The organism is Pseudarthrobacter sp. NCCP-2145 (assembly GCF_023708005.1).
In the GTDB taxonomy this organism is placed as follows: Bacteria; Actinomycetota; Actinomycetes; order Actinomycetales; family Micrococcaceae; genus Arthrobacter; species Arthrobacter oxydans.
Window position 1 is genome coordinate 82,716 of record NZ_BRCG01000010.1, and the last position, 24,095, is coordinate 106,810.

18 protein-coding genes and 1 pseudogene are annotated in these 24,095 nt (G+C 56.5%); 9 read left to right on the forward strand and 10 right to left on the reverse strand.

Annotation, left to right across the window (positions count from 1 at the left end):
- Nucleotides 1-70: 70 nt before the first annotated feature.
- The 6 genes from NFU08_RS10660 to NFU08_RS10685 form a co-directional block, all read right to left on the reverse strand.
- Nucleotides 71-1,849 (reverse strand): DUF4012 domain-containing protein, encoded by a 1,779-nt coding sequence (locus NFU08_RS10660; protein WP_251423013.1) that lies wholly within the window; start codon nt 1,847-1,849, stop codon nt 71-73.
- 77 nt (nt 1,850-1,926) lie between these two features.
- Nucleotides 1,927-3,240, reverse strand: a complete 1,314-nt coding sequence (locus NFU08_RS10665) for a UDP-glucose/GDP-mannose dehydrogenase family protein (RefSeq protein ID WP_251423015.1) — start codon at nt 3,238-3,240, stop codon at nt 1,927-1,929.
- Between the two features lie 57 nt (nt 3,241-3,297).
- Nucleotides 3,298-4,686, reverse strand: coding sequence for a sugar transferase (locus tag NFU08_RS10670; protein ID WP_251423166.1), 1,389 nt, complete (start codon nt 4,684-4,686; stop codon nt 3,298-3,300).
- Nucleotides 4,687-4,793: 107 nt separating this feature from the next.
- Nucleotides 4,794-5,762, reverse strand: coding sequence for a GDP-L-fucose synthase (locus NFU08_RS10675; protein WP_251423018.1), 969 nt, complete (start codon nt 5,760-5,762; stop codon nt 4,794-4,796).
- 3 nt (nt 5,763-5,765) lie between these two features.
- Complete coding sequence (gene gmd / locus NFU08_RS10680; protein WP_251423021.1) at nt 5,766-6,794, reverse strand: GDP-mannose 4,6-dehydratase; 1,029 nt, start codon at nt 6,792-6,794, stop codon at nt 5,766-5,768.
- A gap of 33 nt (nt 6,795-6,827) precedes the next feature.
- Nucleotides 6,828-8,072 (reverse strand): glycosyltransferase family 4 protein, encoded by a 1,245-nt coding sequence (locus NFU08_RS10685; RefSeq protein ID WP_251423023.1) that lies wholly within the window; start codon nt 8,070-8,072, stop codon nt 6,828-6,830.
- A gap of 217 nt (nt 8,073-8,289) precedes the next feature.
- Between NFU08_RS10685 and NFU08_RS10690 the strand changes: the two genes are divergently transcribed.
- The 6 genes from NFU08_RS10690 (at nt 8,290) to NFU08_RS10715 (ending at nt 14,577) form a co-directional block, all read left to right on the forward strand.
- Nucleotides 8,290-9,204 carry a glycosyltransferase family 2 protein gene (locus NFU08_RS10690; protein ID WP_251423026.1) on the forward strand — a complete coding sequence of 305 codons (915 nt, stop codon included), beginning with the start codon at nt 8,290-8,292 and terminating at the stop codon, nt 9,202-9,204.
- A gap of 95 nt (nt 9,205-9,299) precedes the next feature.
- Nucleotides 9,300-10,229, forward strand: coding sequence for a glycosyltransferase family 4 protein (locus NFU08_RS10695; protein ID WP_251423029.1), 930 nt, complete (start codon nt 9,300-9,302; stop codon nt 10,227-10,229).
- Nucleotides 10,230-10,328: 99 nt separating this feature from the next.
- The gene (locus tag NFU08_RS10700; protein ID WP_251423031.1) at nt 10,329-11,618 is read left to right on the forward strand and encodes a hypothetical protein; all 1,290 of its coding nucleotides are present in this window, start codon (nt 10,329-10,331) and stop codon (nt 11,616-11,618) included.
- A 2-nt stretch (nt 11,619-11,620) separates the two neighbouring features.
- Nucleotides 11,621-12,778, forward strand: coding sequence for a glycosyltransferase family 4 protein (locus NFU08_RS10705; RefSeq protein WP_251423034.1), 1,158 nt, complete (start codon nt 11,621-11,623; stop codon nt 12,776-12,778).
- A 103-nt stretch (nt 12,779-12,881) separates the two neighbouring features.
- Entirely contained in the window at nt 12,882-13,298 is a 417-nt protein-coding gene (locus NFU08_RS20845) for an acyltransferase (protein ID WP_285835591.1), read from the forward strand.
- A 490-nt stretch (nt 13,299-13,788) separates the two neighbouring features.
- On the forward strand, nt 13,789-14,577 hold the full coding sequence (locus NFU08_RS10715) for a hypothetical protein (protein WP_251423037.1): 789 nt from the start codon (nt 13,789-13,791) through the stop codon (nt 14,575-14,577).
- A gap of 272 nt (nt 14,578-14,849) precedes the next feature.
- Here NFU08_RS10715 and NFU08_RS20850 read toward each other — a convergent pair whose 3' ends face one another.
- From NFU08_RS20850 to NFU08_RS10725, 3 genes and pseudogenes are all read right to left on the reverse strand, one after another.
- Nucleotides 14,850-15,005, reverse strand: coding sequence for a transposase (locus NFU08_RS20850; RefSeq protein ID WP_285835592.1), 156 nt, complete (start codon nt 15,003-15,005; stop codon nt 14,850-14,852).
- A gap of 118 nt (nt 15,006-15,123) precedes the next feature.
- Entirely contained in the window at nt 15,124-15,528 is a 405-nt protein-coding gene (locus tag NFU08_RS10720) for a transposase (protein WP_251423041.1), read from the reverse strand.
- Nucleotides 15,529-15,713: 185 nt separating this feature from the next.
- A pseudogene (locus NFU08_RS10725) lies at nt 15,714-16,178 on the reverse strand (transposase family protein); the annotation flags it as partial.
- A gap of 915 nt (nt 16,179-17,093) precedes the next feature.
- On the opposite strand from NFU08_RS10725, the gene NFU08_RS21010 reads away from it, so the two are divergent.
- Nucleotides 17,094-17,294: a transposase gene (locus tag NFU08_RS21010; RefSeq protein ID WP_397425642.1), complete on the forward strand. Its 201-nt coding sequence runs from the start codon at nt 17,094-17,096 to the stop codon at nt 17,292-17,294.
- 246 nt (nt 17,295-17,540) lie between these two features.
- Here NFU08_RS21010 and NFU08_RS10730 read toward each other — a convergent pair whose 3' ends face one another.
- Nucleotides 17,541-19,058, reverse strand: coding sequence for a polysaccharide biosynthesis tyrosine autokinase (locus tag NFU08_RS10730; protein ID WP_285835587.1), 1,518 nt, complete (start codon nt 19,056-19,058; stop codon nt 17,541-17,543).
- 1,377 nt (nt 19,059-20,435) lie between these two features.
- Between NFU08_RS10730 and NFU08_RS10735 the strand changes: the two genes are divergently transcribed.
- Entirely contained in the window at nt 20,436-21,782 is a 1,347-nt protein-coding gene (locus NFU08_RS10735) for a MinD/ParA family protein (RefSeq protein WP_397425625.1), read from the forward strand.
- Nucleotides 21,783-22,911: 1,129 nt separating this feature from the next.
- Nucleotides 22,912-23,991: an acyltransferase gene (locus NFU08_RS10740; RefSeq protein WP_285835588.1), complete on the forward strand. Its 1,080-nt coding sequence runs from the start codon at nt 22,912-22,914 to the stop codon at nt 23,989-23,991.
- Nucleotides 23,992-24,095 lie beyond the last annotated feature (104 nt).

A 24,095-nucleotide genomic window follows, 5' to 3' on the forward strand; every position in this document is an offset into this window, starting at 1 on the left:
CCATCTGCCCGTGTTTGTGAGCAATGTCAATCCAGTCGGTTTACATAGTGTTAACGCGCTGGCCGCTTTTCTAGCCGCAGGCAGCGGTTTCTGTGGGCAGTGTCACGTCCTTTACATCCTGCACAGTCGGCGTGACAACCACGTTAGGTTCGGTGTGCTGAACGATCTTGCCAAAGGTGAAATCGACGGTTTTGCTCTCACCAGGTGCTAGCCGTATGGCAAGCACCCCTACAGGTCTGTTGCCATGGAAGTAGGGAGCAAACTCGGTTTTCTGCCCGTCCAGCTTCGCTGCCTCTACGTGTGCTTGGGCGGGTCCGTATGCCACCAAATTTGTCTGTACGGACCCCGGGGGCACTCCGAACAGTCCATCGCCGGTGACGTACGGGGGCAACGAGGTGGCGGCGTCCCCGGGGGCGGTATTCGTGCTCGTGATTCGGACTGTCGTTTCCTCATAGCCGTCGTGAGGGCACCCCTTGATCAGTTGCACAGTGCGCTTGGTGTAGTAGTCCATTTTCGCACCGGTGCCGTCGTTGAAGTAAACACCGAACTGGGCTGGCGAAACGCTTGGTCCCGAGATTGAGCCGCTCAAAGCGTACTTGGATATCAGGGACTGCTCGGCTTCAGCACCTGACCAAACCAAGACGCGTCCTTCTTCCGCCCCGCGAGTTAGACCTTTAGTGAGCTCTGAGGCGTTGCTCTTGCCGTTCGAAAGAGTCGCAAAAATTTCACTTGCCACTCCGGCGAAGTAAGCGTCCTGGCGCTCAGGCTCCTCGATGTTGGCGTAAACGGCGGAAAGCAGGGTAGAGACGACATTATCTCCGGTGAGCTCCGTCGGTAACTTATTTCCGGCAAGGCGAAGGACTTCCGGATCATTGATTTTGGCAGGGCCAGCGGCGTCCAAGATGTAGCCCAAAGCCACAGGGTCTATCGAGACCACGCCGTGAACACGTTGCCCCGTCTTCCGTTCCCACATAGCCTGGGCAGTGCTGGCAGCCGTCGGGAAGTCTGGAGTCAAGTTAATGTCCTGCATAAATTTGCCCAGCCGGCCTGAGTAAATCTGCTGCTGCTCGCGTTCGACGGGAAGACTCGGCTGCATGACGCCGAGGTCGGTCGCGGTGCTTTGAGCACCGAGGGTCATCTTGCCCTTGTCCAGGTTGAGGACAGCGAGCGCTCCCGGGATGCCGCCTGAAGCTCGCGACTCGGCGTTGTTCTGAATGATCAGTAGATAGTCTCTCGGTTCCTCCGCTCCAAGCATCAGTGGCATTAGTCTCGATGCATCCGCAGCGGCATTTAGGGCCCCGGTAGCTTGCTGTAGTTGCTCCGCAGCTTCTGCCAATGGTTGGGAAATCTGGGGGACAAGACGGTCAGTGTCTATCTGAGTCAACCGATCAGAGGATATCCGTACTGCGTAGGCCGCTGACGAAACACTTGGCGCTGCTGAGCTGAGTGGTCCTAAGTCAGTTCCCGTGGTGCTGGGGAGTAGGGTGCCCCAGTCGAGCTTTTCGTAGACATCGGCAAGCGGTTCTAGGGCCAGCCCAACAACATCGTCGGCGGCCCTTGCCACTTCCGCCACTGCGCTGAAATTTGGGCCCGCCCACGGAAGGCCAGAAGCCAGGGTCCATAGCGGGTCGTCTGCAGCTTGTTTGGCCGCAATAGTGTGCTTGCGCATCTCGAACACAGTTCGCGTGGCGCTTCCCGAATCGGAGGCTGCTACTTCCTCCCTCAGTTTTTCAGCAAGATGAGCCGCCTGCCCCAGATCATCACGGATGGCAGTTGCCTTGATGGCTATCCAGGCTGCCCAGCACAGGCACAACGCTCCCAGTAGGGCGAAGATGATCGACAGCTTCAAGACGCGCCGGCTCCGTTTTCGTGAGTCCGGTGCCGAAGGCCTGCCAGCATCTCCAGTCTCGTCGGAAACCAGGGCGTTCAAGGACGCCCCAGCCCTCGGTAAGCCCAACCAGCGGCCCTCCACTTGACGGCATCAAGCACATTTCGTCCATCTAGGATTTTAGGAGTGGACACAAGAGCAGCCGCATCGTAAGGATCCAAGTCTCTGTACTCTGACCATTCCGTCAGCAAAAGAAGAGCGTCTGCGCGTTCCAGGGCAAGTTCTGTTGACTCCTCATAGTGGAGTTCCGGGAATCGTCGCGCTGCATTCGAGAGAGCTTGTGGGTCCGTCACGGTCACTACGGCGCCCTGAAGCTGCAACTGCGCTGCAATGCTTAGCGCAGGGGAGTCCCGTACATCGTCACTTTGAGGTTTAAATGCTGCACCCAGAACTGTGATCCGTTTGCCCATGAGCGAACCGTCGCAGAGCTCGCGTGCAAGTTCAACGACGCGTGTTCGTCGCCGCATGTTTATAGCGTCGACTTCCCGAAGGAAGGTTAATGCTTGATCGGCCCCGAGCTCGCCGGCTCTAGCCATGAAAGCCCGTATATCTTTTGGAAGACAGCCGCCGCCGAATCCAATTCCTGCATTCAGGAACTTCCTGCCGATCCTGTCGTCCATGCCGATAGCGTCCGCTAAAAGAGTAACGTCTGCCCCAGCGGCCTCGCACACCTCTGCCATAGCATTAATGAATGAGATCTTTGTCGCCAAGAAGGAATTCGCAGCAGCCTTCACGAGTTCGGCGGTCGGTAAGTCTGTGACAAGGCGAGTGGTTCCGGTCCCGAGGGGAGTTGCATAAACCTCGTCAAGAATACGAACTGCGGGATGGTCTTCGGACCCGCCGGTAACACCGTACACGAAACGGTCGGGTTGAAGCGTGTCAGAGACGGCATGACCCTCCCGGAGAAATTCTGGGTTCCACAGCAATTCAGCTTCTGGATTCGCAGCTTTTATCAGTTCGGCCAGGCGAGCAGCAGTGCCGACCGGTACGGTCGACTTGCCAACGACTACATCTCCCGGTGCCAAGAACGGCAGCAGTGACCGTGTTGCGGAATCGACGAATGTCATGTCGGCCGCGTTTTCGCCCTTTTTCTGAGGGGTACCCACGCAAATAAAGTGAACAGCACTACCTGCAGCTGCTGTCATCTCCGTGGTGAATGAGAGACGGCCAGTCTCCTGAACCTCTCTAAGAAGCTCCTCCAAGCCTGGTTCGTAGAACGGAGCCCGGGCGGCGGACAGCTCGGATATCTTTCGATTGTCCACATCTATCCCAACCACGTCGTGACCTAACTTGGCCATGCATGCAGCATGGACGGCGCCGAGGTAGCCGCAACCTATTACTGAAACGCGCATAATTCTCCCTACCAGGATGGCGACCCGCCGGTCGATAACGCTACAACCAGATCCTGGTCAGATCGCGCCGGTACTTGCGAATACTGCTTTGAAAGTTTTGATGAGAATAAGAACGTCCCCCATGAGAGACCAATTTTCTACATAGTAGAGGTCGAGCCGAATGCTCTCCTCCCAGGTTAAATTCGACCGACCACTCACTTGCCACAGACCACTCATCCCCGGGCTCACGTAAAGCCTTCGGTGGGCAGCGTCATCGTACAGAGCGACCTCGCCTTCGCGTTGTGGACGTGGCCCCACGAGACTCATGCTTCCGCCTAGGACATTAAGGAGTTGGGGTAACTCGTCTAAGGAATACTTCCTCAGAATTCTGCCCAAAGGTGTTACGCGAGGATCGTTTTCAATCTTAAAAAGTGGTTTATCCGAGGACCCTTGCAGTTCTAGCAGGTCCTTGAGCTCAGCATCAGCATTAACTCGCATGGACCTAAACTTCAACATGCTGAATGTAGTGCCGCGTATACCTATTCGTTCTTGCCGGTAAAACACCGGTCCCGGATCTGTTAGGCGAACAAGAATGGCCACGACAATAAAAATGGGGGATAGGAACCCGAGCAATAATCCCGCGCCCACAATGTCAAAGGTACGCTTCGCGACTTTCTTGCCCCCCGTAAGTTTAGGCGTCGAGACATGAATTAAGGGTAGCCCCGCTACTGGCTGGGTATGTATGCGAGGCCCTGCTATATCGGTTAGCGCAGGAGCCAAAATCATGCCGATGTCCCTCGCAGCGAGTTCCCAGCCCAGCCTGCGAAGATCCGTGGGGTGAAGATTTACTCCAGCCGACACAGCCACTGCGTCAACATCAGCGCTAAGAATGACACTTAGTATGGCGGCGAAGTCGCTTTGGGTCCCCGTGATAGGAACAGTTGAGCCGGGTACGTGCGACAAAGTTACTGATGCCCCGGGCAGATGTGCAGCCACCGGAAAGTAGCCAGCGGCCGGCGCACTCCTTAGTGAACGAACGAGATGAGCTGCTGAGTGCGGCCCGCCCAGGATAAGCACTTTTGAGACACTCTTGCCCTGTCTTCGCTCGAGACTTAGGTGCTGCCGAACCAGCCAGCGAGCTACCAACAAGCCCATGGCTCCAGCTGGAAAGGCCAGTCCTACGAAACCCCGAGCAGTATCGATACGTAGCGCATAAGAAATGACAGCAACGAAACCAAAGAGCCAGGCTGAGCTGGCAAGAACCCTTTTATATTCTTCTGAGCCCGATCCAAGAACTCTTGCGTCGCGGCTGCCCCAAATGGCGAGCATCAGCCACCAGGCGACAACGAGTACGATAGAAAGTGCTAAGTAGTCGACGTCTCTAGCCGGACCGTCACTGAAGTCTGAAAATCCGAACCGGACACCATACGCGCCAGCCACGGCCCAGACAATTACGCCGGCATCAATCAGCTTCAGCCGACCAGAGTATTTAGTTCGCCAGTCGGTTCCATGCTGTACTGACAAAGGTCCGATTTTTTCTTTCAACGCCACAAACGTCCCCCAGACAGAATCTTTCAAGATCTCACGCGGTTGACGTTTGCGCGATACCACTCAACGGTGTCTTCTATGCCTTCTTTAAGACCGATAGAGGCTTTCCATCCCGCGTGCGAAAGTTTAGAAACATCAAGAAGCTTTTGCGGTGTACCGTCAGGCTTCGTTGTATCCCAGATAATATCGCCCTCGTAGCCCACCGTGCGCGCGACCAGCTCAGCCAACTCCTTGATGGTGACGTCTGTACCGGTACCTACATTCACCTGTGCTGCACCATCGTAATTTTCAAGGAGATGAAGACACGCGGAAGCCATATCGTCAACGTGAAGAAATTCTCGCCTGGGAGAACCTGACCCCCAGTTGGTGACACTAGTACGTCCTACAGAAGCTGCTTCATCGTAACGGCGAATCAGCGCTGGCAGGACATGAGAGCCTTCTGGTGAAAAATTATCCCCTGGCCCGTAGAGATTAGTGGGCATCGCCGAAATCCATGGGAGCCCGAACTGGCGTCGAACGGCTTGCACATGCATAATGCCAGCGATTTTTGCTATGGCATACGCGTCATTCGTTGGTTCCAGATGTCCCGTCAGCAAAGAGTCTTCTCGGATAGGTTGCTGAGCGAACTTTGGATAGATGCACGATGACCCAAGGAACAGAAGTCGTTCCACACCGTGTTCCCGGGCTGCATCCATTACATTAACTTGGATTTGCAGGTTTTCTGTGAGGAAGTCAACGGGGAAAGTGTTGTTTGCGAGAATGCCGCCGACCTTGGCAGCAGCTAAGACTACATACCGAGGCTCAGTGGCTTCAAAAAAGGAGAAAACGTCGGCCCGATTTTTAAGGTCAAGTTCGGATGACGTGCGACCTAAGACATTCGAGAACCCCTCCGACTCCAAATGGCGCCGTATGGCTGAACCCACTAAACCTCGATGACCGGCCACATAAAATGTTGATGAACGATCCAATGGGCCCGGAATAAAATCGGTGTGCACGCGTCAGTTCCTCCAGCTCTCCAGGTCTACCGTATCAATCCAGCTATTGCCAGCATGTTTGAGAGCTTCAATGTCAGCGTCTACCATGATTCGCGCCAACTCTGGGGTGTGTACCGTCGCCTTCCAGCCCAACTTAGCGTGAGCCTTGGAAGCGTCACCAACCAACGCGTCGACCTCGGTTGGACGTAGGTAACGCTCGTCGAATCGAACGTGGTTCTCCCAATTTAGGCCGACATGCTCGAAGGAGATCTGAAGGAAATCCTTAACCGTGTAGTTCCCACCTGTAGCGAGCACGAAATCCTCAGGCTCGTCGGCTTGAAGCATTCGCCACATGCCTTCCACGTATTCGGCTGCGTAGCCCCAGTCTCGAACTGCATCCAGGTTACCCATGTAGAGGAGATCCTGTTTGCCTGCCTTAATAGCTGCTACGGCTCGAGTGATCTTACGTGTGACGAATGTTTCTCCGCGGCGGGGCGACTCGTGATTGAAAAGGATGCCATTTACGGCGAACATACCATACGCTTCTCGATAATTTTTGGTTATCCAATAGCTGTATACCTTGGCAGCTCCATACGGCGAGCGCGGGTAGAAGGGCGTCTCTTCGTTTTGAGGTGGAGGTGTGGCGCCGAACATTTCCGACGAAGAAGCTTGGTAGAACCGAGTCTCAATTCCGGACATCCGGACTGCTTCCAGCAGCCGAATAGTGCCCACGCCAGTCGTATCGGCAGTATGCTCTGGCTCATCGAAGGAAACGCGCACATGTGACTGCGCCGCCAAGTTGTACACCTCGTGAGGCTGAATTTCGGCCAAGAGAGTGACCATTCGCGCCCCATCACTTAGATCGCCATAGTGCAGAAACAGCTTCGCTCTGGGATCGTGAGGATCAACATAAAGGTGATCGACTCTGGCTGTGTTAAATGTCGAAGCTCTTCGGATTAGCCCGTGAACTTCGTAACCCTTAGAGAGTAGGAGCTCGGCGAGGTATGACCCGTCTTGTCCTGTGATACCTGTAATCAGCGCGCGCTTAGTCATAGTGCCCCCCGGTTGAAAAAAGAGTCGCGCAGCCTAGCGGCTGCGCGACGTCGCCAGACTCGTGATGAGACCATCATAGTGGGCGATTGCAGCATCCTCGGACAATGTTGCTTTCCGGTAGTTGAGTCCGTGACGACCCATTTCAGTTGCCTTTTCCGGCTCCCGCCGGAGGGTCTCTGCAGCGGCTAGCAAGTCCTCCGGGCTCGCTGCGTCTACACGCAGACCGCCTTTCGAAAGAGCCATTTCGAACGCAGTAACGCTTCCCGGGTCTGTTGCGGCGATGACAGGTTTGGCAGCATTGAAATAGGAAGTTAGCTTGCTCGGCACCGACATGTCCTTGACGCCAGGTAGTTCGTTGACCAGCAAAGCATCGGCCGAAGTAAGTGCCAGCTGAAAATCACTATCTGATAGCGAATTCATAAACGATACGTGCGACATACCTGCTGCAAGTTCCTCCAGCCTTGTGCGCTGGTTTCCGTCCCCCAGCAAAACGAACTTGACGGGGCTCCCTTTGTCCTGTGCGTGCTGAGCAGCCTGAAGGACATTTTCCAGGCCCTGTTTCTTGCCCATGTTTCCAGCATGGAGGACGATGAAGTCGCTGTCCTTCCAGCCGACAGCGCTACGGAATTCGGCTTGTCCTTCTGACGGGGCTGGTGGTAGATGAGTCCAGTTCCTGATAACCGCTACCGTCGAGGGATTAAGTCCTAAACCGTCGACCAAAAACTCCCGAAAGCGTTCGTGTATAACAACGACCTCGTCGGCAGCGCCTAGTATGCGGCCCTCAATCCATGCCGCGACTCTTGCGGAGACTCCGGCCGCCCCACCGGTTTCCACCAAGCCTCGACTATAAATATCCTGCACCCAGATCACTATGGCCGGTCGACGCGGAGTGAGCTTTGCCCGGAAGACAGCGAGTGCGGTGGAGAAAAGAGCGGGACTGACAAGCAAAACAACCTCAGGGTTTCGCCAGCGGGCGAACAGAAGCCTAAGCCCAAAGCTGAGTTCCATATGGAGCCGGCTTAGGCCCGTGGGCTTGCCCGGAACGAAGTGACGCAGTCGCTCAATCGGTACCCCAAAAATGCGTTCCTTGCGGGCCCATCCTCCATACCCTTCTCGCGTCTTCCACTCGGGATAATGCGGATAGCCTGTTATGACCCCGACTTCGAACCCGGCGGATTGCAGACCTTTGGCAAGGCTCGTGGTGTAAGGTGCATTACCGGACGGCTCGGGGCTAAAGTGAAGGCCGAGGATGCACACACGTATTGCTGAAGAGTTCACGGCGTAACAATATCCGACTGCGGCTCTCTTCGGCGGACACCCTGGGTGGCCTGCTACCGACTCAACGTCTTTGGCCTCGTACCTCCCATAGAATTCAAGCAAGTCAGCCGTGAGATGCGGGAACACAAGTGTGTGTATCTAGCCACACGGATTGTTGCCGCAATCTTGTACGCTGAGCCAGATCTGGGTCACGATTTTATTTGGGGAGTGGGGGAACATGAGGGGCTCCAATAGCTATGCCGTCGGCATTGTACATTATAAAGATCCAGCGAGTGTGCGCAGTTTGATCACTGCTATCTCTTCGTGGTCGTTACCGCCCACCGCTATTTTTGTTGCGGATAACTCGGGAGATCGTGAGCTTGACGCCCTCCTTGGAGACTCCCTGAGTACTGGCACACAGCTGTTGGTGATGAACGGCAACGTCGGCTATGGTCCGGCTGCTAATGCGCTCCTGCATGCGTGCGGGGAGGCCGACATTCCATACCTCTTATTGCTAACGCAGGACGCGCTGTTAGACGCCGACGCTGCCGAACACTTAGTAAAACATATGAGTGACGAGACCACTTGTGCCGTTGCCGGCCCCGTGTTGACCTATGTCTCCAAGCCGGAGGTTGTCTTTTCATCCGGCGGTGTTATCACGGCCTTCGGCCGCACACTGCATCCCACACAGGGAAGGCTACTCGCTGAGCTGTCTGCAAGTTGCTCGCCGTACTCGGTCGACTGGATTGACGGTGCCTGCACCCTCCTCAGAGTGAGTGATTGTCTCAAGGTTGGGGCATTTGACGATGCATATTTCCTATATGTAGAAGAAGTCGATTTGCAATGGCGACTACGCTCTTCCGGGAAAGAGGTCATGGTTGTTCCTTGTGCCCGAGCGAGCCAAGAGCCTGGTAACTACACGCTGTATTACAAATATCGCAATTTGACGTATTTCACGCGAAAAAATCGTTCGGCGCTCCGGCCTTGGCCCTGGCTGATTGCCCTTCCCAAAGACTCTTATCGGCGCCTAACGGAAAGAAGGCCGGATGAAATAATCTGGGCTCTTCGCGGACTGTTGGACAGCTGGCGCGGGGAAATGGGTCAGCGGCCGGAAAAAATCACTTCTCGACGGACAAAGAGAACTTACACATGACGGTCTATGTGATATCAGAGATACCTCCAAGTGTAGCGCCCCCCGGGATTCGACGGAGGTTCGAGCATATCTCCTCCTGGCTTGATTCCCACGGCTTGAAGCGTGTAGAGATTTCGGTTCTACCCGAAGCAGATGTTGGGCTCAGCAGAACCGAACGGCTGGTGAAAGTACTTCGTGGTGCTCGGGCGTTGAGCAATCAAATCCCGCGAACTTCGATAGTTATTGTTCTCGGCCTTGGCGCTGTTCACATGCTCGCTCTTTCAACATATTTACGTTTCAGTTCTCTATTGAAACGAACAGTTGTTTATGACGTCTGTGATAGCTGGGTACTTCAATCTAAATCTCGCATGTCTGGAAGTTTCGGTCTAGTTACTCCTGCTCTGCTGGGAGTGGTTATGCAAGCCACGGTTGGCCGTCTGGTTCTCTCTAGCTATATCTCCGAACGTGACGCCAAAGCTGATCGATTCATATCTCGGGGTTCCGGAATCTTTGTAATCGGCCCCGCGGCGCCCGCCGAACTACACGAAGCACTACCTCTGCCTGTGGTCGTAGGACCCATTCAAAGGCTAGTGGTGTCCGCGGATTATGAAGCCTTCCACAACGACAGAGGCCTCGGAATGCTTGCAGAAGCGTGGGGCATATTTCACGCCGAACACCCAGGCGTCCAGCTTCATTTATATGGAAAAGGAAAGCCGCCGGAAATTCCGGGTGCTACTTCGTTGGGTTGGGCAAAGGAGATGAAGGATGTCTATGCTGGCAACACGCTAGTTTTCATTCCAAACGTCTCAGGCAGTGGTGTTCCCAATAAGCTAGTGGATGCTCTGACGGCAAACCGGCCCATTCTTGTCCATAGTTCGATTGCGGATGTATTGGACGAGCACGCCTTGATTCAGTCGTACGATGACTCGGCATCGCTACTTAACCTGTTGCGGTCGGTGTGTAGCCAAGACTTTGACTTTGGTGAGTCGAAACAAATCTTTCCGACGTCGGAACTGCCGTCGTTTCTTGCCAGCGGACTTCGCTAACGGTTGGTGCCGCAGGTATTGCGGGATGCAGAGTGGCAGCGAGGAGAAGCTAAGTTGACAAGGTTTCAAAGGCCCGGCGATTCTCACTTAGGAAATGTGATGACACGCCCAACCGATTCTCATTTCTTCCTGATCGGTGTAAGCGTTCTTCTCTTTCAGCGGCTTGGGCTAACGATCGGTGAGGGCTCCGTTCCGGTGATGGTGCTCGCGTTGGTCGTCTTGGCCTTCGGATTCTTTGTGTCCGGTGAGATGGCGGTGCAGCCTATGAGGCTGGCTCTCATTCTTGTTGTCGTGGTTATCGGCGCCATCGGATTGCTATTGCATCCTGTCAACACGTCTCCGGCCAGTCTCTCCCTAGCTGTTGCGGCTTGGCTTCCAGCCGTACTAATGCCAGCCGGGGCCAGGCCAGTCGGAATCCGTAGGCAAGTAAAAAACCCAATGAACGTTGATTCATTGCAGAACCTCGATCTCGATGCGCGGGCCTTCATAACTGCGATTTTCTGGACCATGTTCTGTGCGTCTTGTGCGGCTATAATCCAGTTTGTCTCTAGTTATGCCTTCGGCATCCTTATAGATCCAATGGCGGCCCTCCCGTCTTGGATGGCACTTCCCGGTTTTAACTCCACCTATCCTGTAGTTTGGGGCGGGTCCTGGTATAGGGCAAATGGTGTGATTTTTCTTGAAGCATCTTTCATGTCGCTCTTCGCAGTATTCGGTCTGGTTCTCTGCTGGAGTGGCACGCTCTCATTAAGCACAAAGAGAAAAATCATTGTCACGACAGTCTTCTTAGTCGCCCTCCTTGGTTCGGTTGCAACTTCAGGACTCGTCCTGGTTCCCTTGTTGATCGCCGCCCTGTCAAGAACGCCCCTCGGGCGAAGAGTCATGGCCGCCGTGGTCCTAACTGCCATAGCCGGCGCGTCGTCTTTCCCGCCAATTTTGTCCTTCGTTAGCAAGGCGCTGCAAAACCCGCTCGACACCTCAGGTCAAGTAAGTGTTGCTTCGCGAATATATCGTCCCTATCTAGACGTCCTAGACCTGATCCAAAATTCGCCTTGGTTGGGCATCGGACCCGGTTCTTCTCGGGCCTATGTAGAAAGTCTCGACGTAGGTGTTACAACCCCCACTCTCATGAAGGTAACCGTGGAGTATGGCGTGCTGGGCTTGCTTGCTTTTTCGCTGCTCTGGTTCAGTCTTATTCAGGCCTCGCGCCTGTCTTATCTGTTGAAGCTTGCCTTGCTCGTCGCCCTGCTAGTTCCCACGGATGGTCTCACGAACTCTCTTCTGGTTCCTCTATTTACGTGGATGCTGCTCCTGACCGCCAGACCGCAATCGTCGGCTCATGTCCCCGCGACATTGTCGATAGGCAGAAAACTGAAAGGCAGCTACTAAGCATGCAGAATGAACATTCAAACGACCCCGGTGATATTGTTCGTTTTTATCCCGAGGTAAGGTCTGCGCATCTGGAACGACTTTCCGAGATGCCGCCATCATCGATACTTTTCCTCTCGCGAAGAGACGATTTTGATACTGCGTTGCTTCCGACCGATGGCCGCGTGGCCAAGAAGAGTCTTCTCGGCCTAATAGCGCACGTAGTGCGGAAGCCGCCCCGGGTGCTCGAAATACCGGAACCGTTGTGGTTCAACTACTCTCTACATACCTGGGTCCTTGTTAAGGCCCTCAGGATCATGCGACCGATGCGGTCTAAAGCTACGTGCATAGTGACTTATGCAATCGACAATTCGGATTTTAGTGCCTTGCCGCGGCGGTTGTCCTGGCTCCCGCAACAAGTCTGGAAGTATGCCGCGAGTCGAATCTGTCTTCTAAACTTGAAGAACGTCGATCGTATGGTCTTCGGTTCTAGCGGCGCTGAAGATGCGTACTCCAGCGTTATTGAATCGACAAATGCTAAATTGAAATTCCAATCCGTAGAAATTCCCGCACTTCCGTCGCCCTGCTCATGTGGCGGGAAGGGCGAGGTTGTACGTTCCCAGCAAACGGTCTCTTTTGTTGGTGCGTTGGAACCGCGTAAGGGAATTGATATTCTACTCGGAGCGTGGGCAATTGTTCGCGATGCTTTCCCCCTTGCTCAGTTGCAAATTGCAGGAGGGGGGCCGCTTGAAGCCCTCGTCCAAAAAGCAGCGGACGGCGACCACTCCATCTCGTATCTCGGAACATTAACAAGGGCCCGTGTCCATGGGTTGTACAGGGCCACTGCAATCGTTGTGCTTCCGTCGCAACGGAACGGTAGATGGCGCGAACAAATCGGACTCTCCATCGTCGAGGGTTTGGCGCACAATTGCCGGATATTGGCCTCCGAAGAAACAGGCCTTGCCCGGTGGCTCGAAGAGAACGGTCATTCCGTCATCGAGGCGCCCACTTCTGTCGATGCTCTCGCCAGCGCAGTTATTGAGAATCTGCGGAGCAGTTCGATGGACCTTGAACTAGCTGATTTGCCATCCATGGACGGGCGGATCGCTGCAGATGAATGGCTAACCCGGGCCTCCGTATGCCGTGTCGCAACTGAAGAATTGGCGGGAACCTGTGAGTAAAGATCTTGGCTTCAGAGTTCAACGGCTCGCTTCGAATTGGTGGCGGGATGCCGTGGTGAATGCCCTAATGTCTACACCAATAATTCCCGGGGCTTTCCGCTGGATGCTTCTTCATGGATTCTCCCACGGCCGGGTAGAAAAGTCGATAATCGAATCTAAAGGCTGGATTGGGGGTAGGCGATTGCGTATCGGCTACGACAGTTTCATCGGTTATCAGCACTTTATTGATACGTCCGATTGGGTTTCTATCGGTCAGGGGACAAGGATCGGCCCAAGAGCCACAATCTGCACAAGCAGCCATGTTATCGGCGGACCTTCGCTGCGGGGTGCTGAAGCGATAACTTCGCCAGTGGTCATAGGGAGCGGTTGTTGGCTCGGAGCAAATGTGACGGTACTTCCGGGTGTCACGATAGGGCCTGGCACCGTTATCGCAGCAGGGTCGGTGGTCACCGCTGATTGTGATGACAATGCTTTGTATGCCGGGGTGCCAGCCAAATTTATACGTTCGCTCAATGACTAGTATTGAGACCCCCGAAACCCCGCGGCAAGGTCTGCCGCAAAATGAGGCTCGCTTTAGCATACGGCGTTTAACTAACAAATTCGGACAAGCCGTTCTGCTAACGCTAATATCGCAGGTTAGCTCAGCGTTGGGCCTCCTGATTCTTCAATTGATGGGGCCCAGCGAGGCGGATCTCTACTCCGTTGGATTACAAATCGGATATATCGGACTAACCAGTGGGATTCTTGGAGTGACCTATAACGTCGCCGTTGGGCGGCCAGGTTTCAGATCTTGGCGAGCGCACGAATTTGGGGCTTCCGCTCTGTCGGTCCTGGTTTGTGTCATCACACTAGGAAGTCTAATTGTTGGGAGGCCCGATGAAGCCTCGTACATAACATTGGTCGTTTTCGGCGGATTTGGACTTGGTGGGTGTGCGCTCGCCGTAGCAGGCTCACAAGCAGTGCGGTTGGCTCTCTTAGGCAACGCTAACTGGTTAGCCGGGATTGCTATAGTGCCGAATCTTTCGATCCTGCTCTCGTTGCTTGTTGCCATATTTTTGGAACCGGGCATAGCGTTACTACTGCCAGTTGTCGTCTGGATGATCAGTTGCGGAGCGCTCGCCATCTACCTCACTACGCGACGCAAATCCCGGGATAGTGACGAACTAGAGGCCACACTTGGCCGCAGCTCGAGCGAGCGGACCCACACTCTTTTCCTAGCGCTCAGTGTACTCGCGAGCGCTGTCGTCCCGACGCTTGCCATTGCCGCTGTGACTCAGCTTCCTGCTGGTTCAGCTGCCCTGATATTCATCGTTGGGCGTATCGGAACGTCCCTGATCGGTTTGGGTGTCAACTCGGTCTTGATGGTGCGTTACAACTGGAATGCAACGCAAACTACGAGCGCACGCATGTATAGAGTGCTCATATTGACTGGGCTTGCCGGGGTCCTTATTGCATCCGCACTCGAGCTCGCAAACCTAAGCATGGCGTCCTCTTACTTCGTGCTTTCCGTTTCTTGGATAGCGATGCTGGTTTCAGGGGCGATCATCGGCCGTGAGGTCAACGCGAAGCGTCTGACTAAAGTTGTGGCGGCGAAGGTAATAGTGGACGTCGTTTACGCGCTGTCTGCTGTGGGGCTGTTATGGATCCATCCCAGCGTCACAGGATATTTTGCTGTCTTCATGGTTTCTCAGGCCGTTACGGTGCTAATTTGCTCATACGGCCTGCGTCTGCGAACTGTCCCCTGGCTTTCGGCAGCGATGATTGTTTGCTCCTTTGGATTGATTGCTTATGGTTGGTAACCATAACGCACTTCTTAAAGTCGAACTGATGCTTGGTCCTCGAGATTCACAGTGCAGCGCCTGGGTAAGGACGGGCAAGTTGCGAAAAGGTGACGTTGCGGTTTGCGGACTGAGCTGAGGGGCTTCGTGGTGGGTGGGTTTGCATGCCAACCATCTGAAGACAGAGGAGGCGTGGTCCTACCGGAAAACTACCTTTAGCATTCAACTTGGAATGGGATAGGCAAATATCGGGCTCTTCACGGTTCGTGGTGAACGTTCTGCGTGACGGATGTTCATGCCGCTGTTCTGGCGGCACTGCGCAACAGGATACGTGTTTTGTAGTTGCGTGCGTTGGTGAATCCCCGGCCAGTCCTTTTGATGTGCTTGATCGCGGTGTTGTTGGCTTCCACTTTCGCGGTTGTCGCGCCGGTGACAATGAGGACTTCGATCTCTTTTCACCACCGACAGACGGTGCGCCAGAGTCGGTTCGTCTCCGGCGCGCGGCTCGCTCGACCAGGACCTGCAGCCGGTTTTTCGCGGCGGCAGCGTCGGCAAGAGAACCAGTGGTCAGCAGGGTCCGGAGCTGTTCTTTGACAAGCCACGCTGCCTGCAGTTTCCCGGTGGCGTCGTCGGTCGCGAACACGGTGTTGAGCCTGTCCCAGCTGGCCGGTCCGAGAGCGTGTCCCCGGCGCGCAGGAGCAGCCTCCGGTTGGCCCAGACCGGATCAATGGAACGCCCCCGCCGGCCATGAACCTGCTGGGTGAGCCGCTGCCGGACTTCGGTGAGCATGTCGTTGCCGAGCTTGACCAGGTGGAACGCGTCGACTGAGACAGCGGTGCGTGGCAGCCACATCCGCAATGCCTTGCGGAACGCCGCTGACGGGTCGATGGCAACGACCTGCACGCCCAGGCGCCACTGAAGCGGACGGGCGAACAGCCACTCCCCGACACCCTCACTGTCGCGGCCGTCCACGATCCCCAGGACTGGCCGGTGTCCAGATAGACGATGGTGGTCATCCAGGGTTCGTAGCGTTTCCAGGCCTGCGTGGCAGGGTCGCGGAAGAACCCCACGGACCGGTAGCGGTGTTCATCGATGCCGAGCATCCGCGGTGTCAGGGCGTCGACATCGGGCAGCGTCAGCGCCGCGGAATCCAGAGCCCGCTGGACCAGCCACCACGAGACACCAAACGAAGCCGCGGCCTCGGCGGCTGCCCTGCCGGAACCGATGACAGCGGCCACCAGGGCCTCACGGAGCCGGGGGGTGGACCGTGCTTGGCGCGGGACCTGGGATGTTTCCTCGGTGAATGTCTGGCGCGGGCACAGGTACTCATCGCAGAAGAATCTCCGCTTGGCCCAGACCACTTCGACCGGCCCGGCGACAGGGATATCACGCAGCCGTTGCGGCCGGCGGGAATGAACGCGGGTGCTGATAACCCCGCACGAGGGGCAGCCGGCCTCGGCGGTGGCTACGACGCGGATCCGCCGCTGCCCGACGGCAAGGACCTCAGTAGCGGTGACCCGGTAGTCCGGCAGGTTGAAAGTGGCGGTGGCAGCATCGGGGCGCGGGGAAGTAGGCTCGATCAAGGCTCGTAGCTCCTGACTTGATGAATGCGTAGAGAACATCCATCACAGCAGGGCTACCAGCCCTTCGGCTTTCAAGACACGGAACCTGTTTCACCATCAACCACGAAGAGCCATTTAGCTTGGCAGACCTCCGACTCAAGGAAGTGTTCGCCCTCGACGATCCAACGGGCACCCTGCAGGCGGTCTGGCAGGTCAAGGAACAGCCCCGGGCCCTGTCGCACCGGCTCCTTGGAAGACGCCGCAGGGCCCAAGAAGGTACTTGAGGAGCTGGTCACGGCAGCCGCACGACCGGACTCCAACAGGCTCTACCGCACGGTTTGCAGAAGGTGGAACGAGATCGAGGTGCTGGTCATTACCGGCGCTACGACAGGCAAGGTCGAGGCCAACAACACGGCGATCAGGACCATAAAGCGAACCGCTCGGGTACCACAACGCCGCTAATTACAGATCGGTTATGTTCTTGAGAAGTGCCGCCGGACGGCGGCATGGCGCTAATTCCGGGATCCATTTCCGCGAACTGTAAAGATATGGGTAGCCCGGCTACTTGGTACTGCAATGCCGCGGGTTGGTACTTCTCACCGTGGTCAGGGTGCTGCTTTGTCGATGGAGCGGCGCTGGGCGCAGGACGTTCAACTACTCATCAAGGGGCAGCACGGCTGACGGCAAGGTGGGCATGACGGTTGCGGATGTAATTTCCGCGGGGGGCGGTCGCGGTCGATCATTCCACCTGATCTCGCGGGCCAATAAGCCATGACTGAGAAAGGCAGAATCTCTCCCAGCAGGCTAATGCCGCAGCGGCGTGCGCACAACGAAGCGTGGGCGATGGCATGCTCCGGCTGCGAGAGCGGCGATACGCTTAGTCGCAGGCCGTCCGACTCGAGAATATGGTCGCCAATTACGATCCCGCCGTCATTCTTCAGGCCGTCTGGGGGCTAAAGGAGCAGCTAGAGGGCCCTGCTCCTCACCGGTTTTTCTCGCCTTCGTCGCGGCGCCACGACCGGCAAGGTCGAGGCGAGGAACACCGCCATCAAGAACATCAGACGCACGGCGCGCGGGTACCGCGATCCAGGCAACCAAAACCGATGTCTTCTTGCGAACTGTCTTGCGGGAGCAGGTATGACGCTCATCCCAGTGGTTCATTTCGCTACGGACTAGGAAGGTTCCGCCCCGTGAGTGGTATCGCGTGCCTTGGCGCGTCTTCTATTTGCGTTGGGTGGCCTGATGGCGCCGTACATGTACCTGGTCGGAATGGTCCGCGTCGTAGCACCAGACTGTTACTAGGTCGCTAGAGTGCAGGGTCTGGGCGTCCTAAAACCGATCTGTTTAAAGAAGCCTCTGGACACTTCATCAGTTCGGGAAGGGCCTGTATTGATCGACTAGTGGTCAACTTCGGCAGGATAGCTAAAGGGGCCCATCGTACTTCCGACGTGGAAAAATGCGGGCTGGCTGGGGGCTCGCCTCTAGGAGGGTGCGATCGAATGCATTCAACACGTCCCCATCAGCCTCAGGGGCGGCCACTCTTGACGGGCGACGCGTAGAGGCCGAGCGCAGTTCTACTTGTTGGTTCGTTCCTTCACTGGAGTAGTAACTATAGGCATACGAGTCCGGTCCTTTGCTAGGCAGTCTGTTGAGGACCACGCCCAACAAATTGGAATCAACCATCTGAAGGGCGTCGAGCGATTTCTTGAGGTCCTGATGCCGAAGCTTATGGGACCCGACGACGAGAAGTACTCCTCCAACATGCTGGGACAAGACCGCTGCATCAGTTACCGGCAACAGGGGAGGGGCGTCGACGATCACGCTGTCAAACTCTTGTTCAAGACGCTGAATGAGGACACGCATGTTGGAAGATCCCAATAGTTCGCTGGGATTTGGCGGGATTTGACCAGAAGTAAGGACATAAAGCGAGTCTTCGCCCCACGGCTGTAGCAGGTCATCTACTTCTGCATTGCCGACGAGCGCCGTTGTGAGCCCGGCTGCTCTATCAAGGCTGAGGTACTCGTTCACCATGGGACGCCGAAGGTCGGCATCGATTAGACACACCGTTTGCCCTGCTTGTGCAAGCGCTATAGCCAAGTTCGTCGCCGTCGTGCTCTTGCCTTCACCGGGAAGCGAAGACGTGACTAGTACTGTTTTCGCTTTTTCTGCGACATTCGCGAACTGCAAATTCGTCCGCAGCTGCCGAAAAGCTTCTGCCCGTGGACTTTGGAACGCGGCGTCCGTGAGGAGGGGGTTTTTGGCCGCCTCTGGATCGAAGGCGATACCGCCAAGTATGGGTGCATCCGTGCTTTCACGGATGTCCGCCTCGCCCCGTATACGCGTGTCCAATGTACTCCGAAGCACGGTTACCACCAGACCCAGAGCCAAGCCACTGAGAAGGCCCAGAGAGAGGTTAAGCCGACTGTTCGGTGCCGAAGGAGACACTGGAGCGGTTGCTGGCTGGATGACCGATAGACCCACAGGTGAAGCGTCGCCTGACTTTGCCCTTTCTAAGGTATCTACGGCGTCTACCAGGCTATTGGCTACCGCTTGTGCGGTCGCAGCCGCCTGTACAGGTGATCTGTCTGATACAGAGATCTTGATCAGAACTGTGTCGGGGTCGGAAGTCGCCTGCACCCTCCCTGACAGTTGCTCCGGCGAGAGGTCAAGACCGAGGGCGTCAATAGCAGGTTGGAGGACGATGGCCGTACCAACAGTTTGCACATAGGATTGAACGCGAGCTTGGCTGAAGGTGTTGCCCTGTTGGAGCTCCTGAATGGAGCCGGACCCCTGAATTGCGACAAATAACTCAGTTTCCGCGGTGTACGTTGGCTTGGTCATCACAGTCAGGGTGGCTCCGCTTAGGAGACCTAACAAGCTCAGTGAAGCAATTATTATCCAGCTGCGACGTACCATGCGCAGAAGATCGCTCAAATCCAACTGGTGCCCCCTATGTCCATCTCTGGCGGCGGCCCAATGGGACACCACCAGTACGGCAGTGTCCGTGCGGTCCCCACAATTGTACCCGCCCTTAGTTCATGAAATGCCGTCGTTGCGGACGCGCTGCCCCAAGGACTCATCGTCTGTGGTAACAGCTTTGTCTAGTCGTATTGACCACGGATGTTAAGACCATGCGCATGGTCAGGTGACAAAAAAGAAGACCTCCAGGTGGAGGGGGGCTTGTCTAAGAGTCCGTACCACAAGGAGGTCTTCAACGTCCCCTGCTAATGCACACCTGATGCCTACGGGACGGCTCCGTCTTGCCAGATGCATCTTGGACGACAAATGGCCGTTGCGGCGGGCAGCTGAACGGTTCCAGGTCAAGGGACTCGCGTCCTTTCGTTAATGGCCTTCCTAGCGACTACACAGTTGCCCCAAACACTTTTCGCGATGACCGTCACAAATAGGCCGCCTTGATCCAACCTTGATGATGCACTCTGTAACATCGCCGCATGGGCAAATATGGGGGCACCGACAGTGCACGACAGACGCGGCGTGAGCTGCGGGCTGGCCGTTTGCGGTTTCTTTCCTACATTGGGCTCGGCTTATTAGCTGTTGTAACAGTGATCGTTGTCCTGTTGGCCGCGAGCCGCTGACCACAAGACTTTCGGGCGTCGTATGGTATGACTCCCTGGGAACATAGCCATCCTTTGGAGGAAAGCCCCTGACTTTGCGGTAGGGGCATTTGGGCTCTTGCACTGTTGCTAGTCACGACGAAGCCGAATTCGAGCGATACCAGCATGTAACATCGGGCTTGACTTGTACCGTCCTGCTTCTTGTGCTCTGGATGCTCTGTACCCTTGTTTCCTAATGCGGACGGGGAGGAGCGCCCGCTGTGCGCGCGGACAGTTTAAAGCGCACGTACTGGTCGTAGCTGACTCGACTTGTCAATGACATGACCCGCCGGTAGCGTCCCAAGGGATCTGACATGGGGGATCATTGCTAACCAACGGAGGTCTGTTGTGGCTATATCCGATTTTGTGCTGGGGCTTTGCCTACTGCTCGGCACCTTGCTGATTCCTTTCGCTGTTCTTGGTCAGATGTTTCGGCTAAAGAGCCGCGCCATTCGACTCACTTCTTCCGCCTCACCACGAGGGAACCGTCGCTAGCCATGCCGTATATCGACATCAATCCCCATAAAGGCCGTCCCAAGTGGCAGGCATACGCCTTCCTCGCAGTTCTTCTGCTGCTCACTGGAGCCGTGGTTGCCGCCGCACTCACCCGCGTCTGATCAGGCCAATTTGTCACAGCCCCTAGACTTACTGTTTGAACCACAGTGCTGCACGAAAGTTTGCCGAACGTCCTGGGGGGACACCTATGCCGGATCCGGCGGATCAGAACGCACGCGCCAACGCAGAGGATGCAGGGCAGCCGCAGCTGCGCCGACGCCGTGACCTTCGTCGCGCCGGCGGCGAGATGACGGATGCCCGGACAGGAACCATGCCAGTAGTCACGCCCAGCCCCTCCGGCCAGCCTGGACCGGGCGCACAGCTGACACGACGAACCTCTTGGGCGGAAGCAGCCGAAGCTGCTGACTCAGCAAATCCGGCCACGCAGTTACCCGCCCCCACGCGCCTCCCGGCGTCGGCGCAGCAGGGTCAGGGAAACACGACCGCCTCGGTCCCAGATGCAGCTGGTCCGCAAGTCCCACGGGCGCCTTCAGACGACGCGGCTGAAACTCCCGCCTTCCGTCGGACGCGGCCCACAGTCGCAGACACCATCGCGGAGAACCCGATGCCGGACTTCATCAGCTCCCCGGGGCTGTTCGTGAAGGAACAGAAACCACGGCCGCGAGGCGGCGTCCGCGGTGCGATCTACAGCATGACTGTGGGCGCTTGGAACCTGGGTCCCAGCCCAAAGCAGCGTCAGGAAGAAGAGTTGGTGCGCCGTATTTCGCGGCAACTGCAGGGCAGCTACAATACCGCCGTACTGAGCCTCAAGGGCGGCATCGGAAAGACGTCCACCACCGTCGGCGTGGGCCTGACACTCGCCGAGTATCGGGGCGACGCGCCCTGCGCCATTGACGCAAACCCGGACTCCGGCGACCTAGTGGAGCGTGCCCTGGGGGAGGGCATCTACCAGCAGGCCAGCCCGCGAACGATTACGGACCTGCTCCGAAACATTGAGTCCATTGATTCCCTCACCGCCCTGTCCCGCTACATGCACCACGCAAGACGGCTGCACCTCATTGCGGGGGAACAGGACCCGGAGGTCTCCGACTCGCTGACCGCCGAAGAATACCTGCGGATCCGCAAGCTCATCTCCGCTTACTATTCCGTTGCTCTCACCGACTGTGGCACTGGCGTGACCCACAACGCCATGAGCGGGATTCTGCAGTCCGCGGACAACTTGGTGATCGCCGCTGGCTACGCAGTCAGCGGTGCAAAACGTGCCCGCAGTACTTTGCAGTGGCTGGCCAGCCACGGCTACGAGGACTTGGCCCGGAACGCGATTGTGGTGATCACGGACAAGGACGAGGTTTCGTCGCGCGTGGACAAGGACGCCATCGAGGAACATCTGGCGGGTATCTGCCGTGAACTCATCGCTGTACCGCACGACCGTGGGGTAGCTGATGGTGACTTGGTCACGCTGGATGTGCTAAAGACCGAGACTCGACGTGCTTACAAGGAGATTGCTGCTGCGATTGTGGATGGGTACCGCTGAAGGCCCCACCGGGGAAGGTTCCTTTCGCCCATGCAGATGCGACGGTCTTGTTCTTGCGTCTAGACAAAAAGCCTGCTGGCAAGTGCCCGAGATTTATGAACCAGTGGTGGCGGCAGCAGGCAGAGTGATATTCGCAGCCAACCGCGCGTTGAGCCTTAGGGAGCATCGATTATGCGACTTCGTGGAGGCAGTTTTTCGGTCTTACTTGACCCTAGACTTGCATAGGTAACAACAGCAAACGTCGTAAGCCCCTAGGATACTTCCAGCTCTGTTTTAGGACAGACGCAAGAATATACGACGAAGACGACACCCCGGTTTGGTTGCGGCGTACGCTCGCAAATTTTGCTCTGACGGTGGAGGGCACACCTGCCGGACACGTCCCACCCCGGGTGCCTCACGATAGCGCGCCATCTCACCAATCTTCGAGAACCGGTTGTCGCGAAGCCCCGGAGCGGGGTGGCGTGCCGTCGCCGTCCTGGCGACTGCTACGCCCATGTGGGGAACGTGATTGTCGGCGATCAGCGATCAGCGATGAGCGATTCCGGCTCCCGGTGCCGGATATTCTGGCATTGCGGTATCCCGATCGCTGGCACAGCAGTTGCTACGGCGGTCTTCTGGCTTTGAAAATTGTGGGCACAGAGGAAGAAGTTGCGCACTTTGTCTCAAATTATGGTCCGATGACCGGCTATCTGTGGTCCCTGTGGATCGAGCCCGAGCTTGCAGTAGCCGCAAGCTCGGGGCCGTCACGGCGGTAACATCCTCTCGCTGCGCGAGCACGCGGGGCATTATGGCCCCTAGGGGTGAAATGTGTCTTCCGGTCCACAGCTTCAGCGGCGCGAGCAAAGGAGCTCCCGGCAGGAGTATCCTCCACGGCTGATGTCGGCATGATTGTGAACGTCGCTTAAAAGGTGCGAAGGTATGGGCTTCGCCTAGAGATCAGGCCGCTGCCGGACGACTTTGGTGGGAGAATGATGAATTTGATTATTCTGGAACCCTTCTGCCGAGCGTTACCGTAATGAATGCTCTTTCACAGACGCGTTGTCCACAACCACTTTTTTGACTCGTATGGAAGACGGTTGCGGGCACTTTACAATTGGGGCAATACCACGGCCATCTTTTGGGGGAATCTGTGTCCACACGCTCTGCTGCACGCCTGTCTGAACCTGTTGCCGGGCGGCCTTCTCTGGGGTACATCCCCGCCCTGGACGGAATGCGGGCGGTCGGAGTCTCGCTCGTCTTCGTTCATCACATGCTGACACCATTGCACTTTGGCGGCGGTCTCGGAGTGGACATCTTCTTTGTCCTGTCCGGTTACCTGATCACGGGCATCCTTTTGAAAGAACTGACGGCCAGTGGGGGCATCAACCTTCCGCGTTTTTACATCCGACGTGCCATCAGGTTGTACCCTGCCTTGCTCGTGGCTTTGCTGCTTGTGCTCATTCCAGGACTATTGCTCAGCCCCTCGGTGGGGAAATTTCTGGCTGAGAACGCCTTTGCCCTCACCTACACAACACCCTTGGTTCTGGAAATAGCTGATGGTGCTTCCGTGGCATGGAGGCACACTTGGACGCTAGGAATTGAAGAGATGTTCTATCTCGCATGGCCTGCCGTCCTTCTCCTATTGCTGCGGGGACGCCGGCCGAACGCGATAGCGGCATGGGCAGTGGCACTGGTCGGCACACTCCTGCTTCTCTGCCTGGTTGCCATAGAGTCGGTTGGCTTCGAATACGGCAATCTTCTGCTGCGCTCCGGAGGATTGCTGCTTGGCTCCGCGTTGGCTATCGCGCTTGCCTCACACCCGAGCTGGAAGATTTCAGAGACCTGGGCTTGGGTCGGTCTCGCTTCAGTTGGTCTTGGTGTCGCACTGGAAACTGTAGCCAGCATGACGGGCCCCGCGGTCGTGGCGGCATGTCTAGGGGCGGTGGCAATGACCGCGCACTTCGCCACAGGCCGCAGCTTTGCTTCAGCGTTGTTCAGTACCAAACCGCTGGCCTACTTGGGTCGTGTCAGCTATGAGCTCTACCTTTGGCACTACCCAGTGCTGGTGCTTCTCTCTTGGGCTTTCGCTGCAACTTTTATTGAAGTTGCGTGGATAGCGGCGCCTCTGTCCATCCTCCTGGCTACTCTAACTCACAGGCTCCTAGCACCACTGATCGACCGCTGGAAGGGTATTCCGGACAACATGGTCCGGCTACGAGCCAGCCGTTAGGCGCGATTTTTTGATGGAGGCCATCCGAAGCGAATAGCAAAGGCCTGGCCCCTGCTGCGTGAGAACGGCAATGTCGCTCTCATGTGTGTAGCGGCGCTGTTGCG

Coding starts and splice junctions, on each gene's coding strand:
- NFU08_RS10700 (WP_251423031.1), top strand. CDS start 10,329: ATGACACGCCCAACCGATTCTCATTTCTTCCTGATCGGTGTAAGCGTT.
- NFU08_RS10705 (WP_251423034.1), top strand. CDS start 11,621: ATGCAGAATGAACATTCAAACGACCCCGGTGATATTGTTCGTTTTTAT.
- NFU08_RS20845 (WP_285835591.1), top strand. CDS start 12,882: ATGCTTCTTCATGGATTCTCCCACGGCCGGGTAGAAAAGTCGATAATC.
- NFU08_RS10665 (WP_251423015.1), bottom strand. CDS start 3,240: ATGCGCGTTTCAGTAATAGGTTGCGGCTACCTCGGCGCCGTCCATGCT.
- NFU08_RS10735 (WP_397425625.1), top strand. CDS start 20,436: ATGCCGGATCCGGCGGATCAGAACGCACGCGCCAACGCAGAGGATGCA.
- gmd (WP_251423021.1), bottom strand. CDS start 6,794: ATGACTAAGCGCGCGCTGATTACAGGTATCACAGGACAAGACGGGTCA.
- NFU08_RS10690 (WP_251423026.1), top strand. CDS start 8,290: ATGAGGGGCTCCAATAGCTATGCCGTCGGCATTGTACATTATAAAGAT.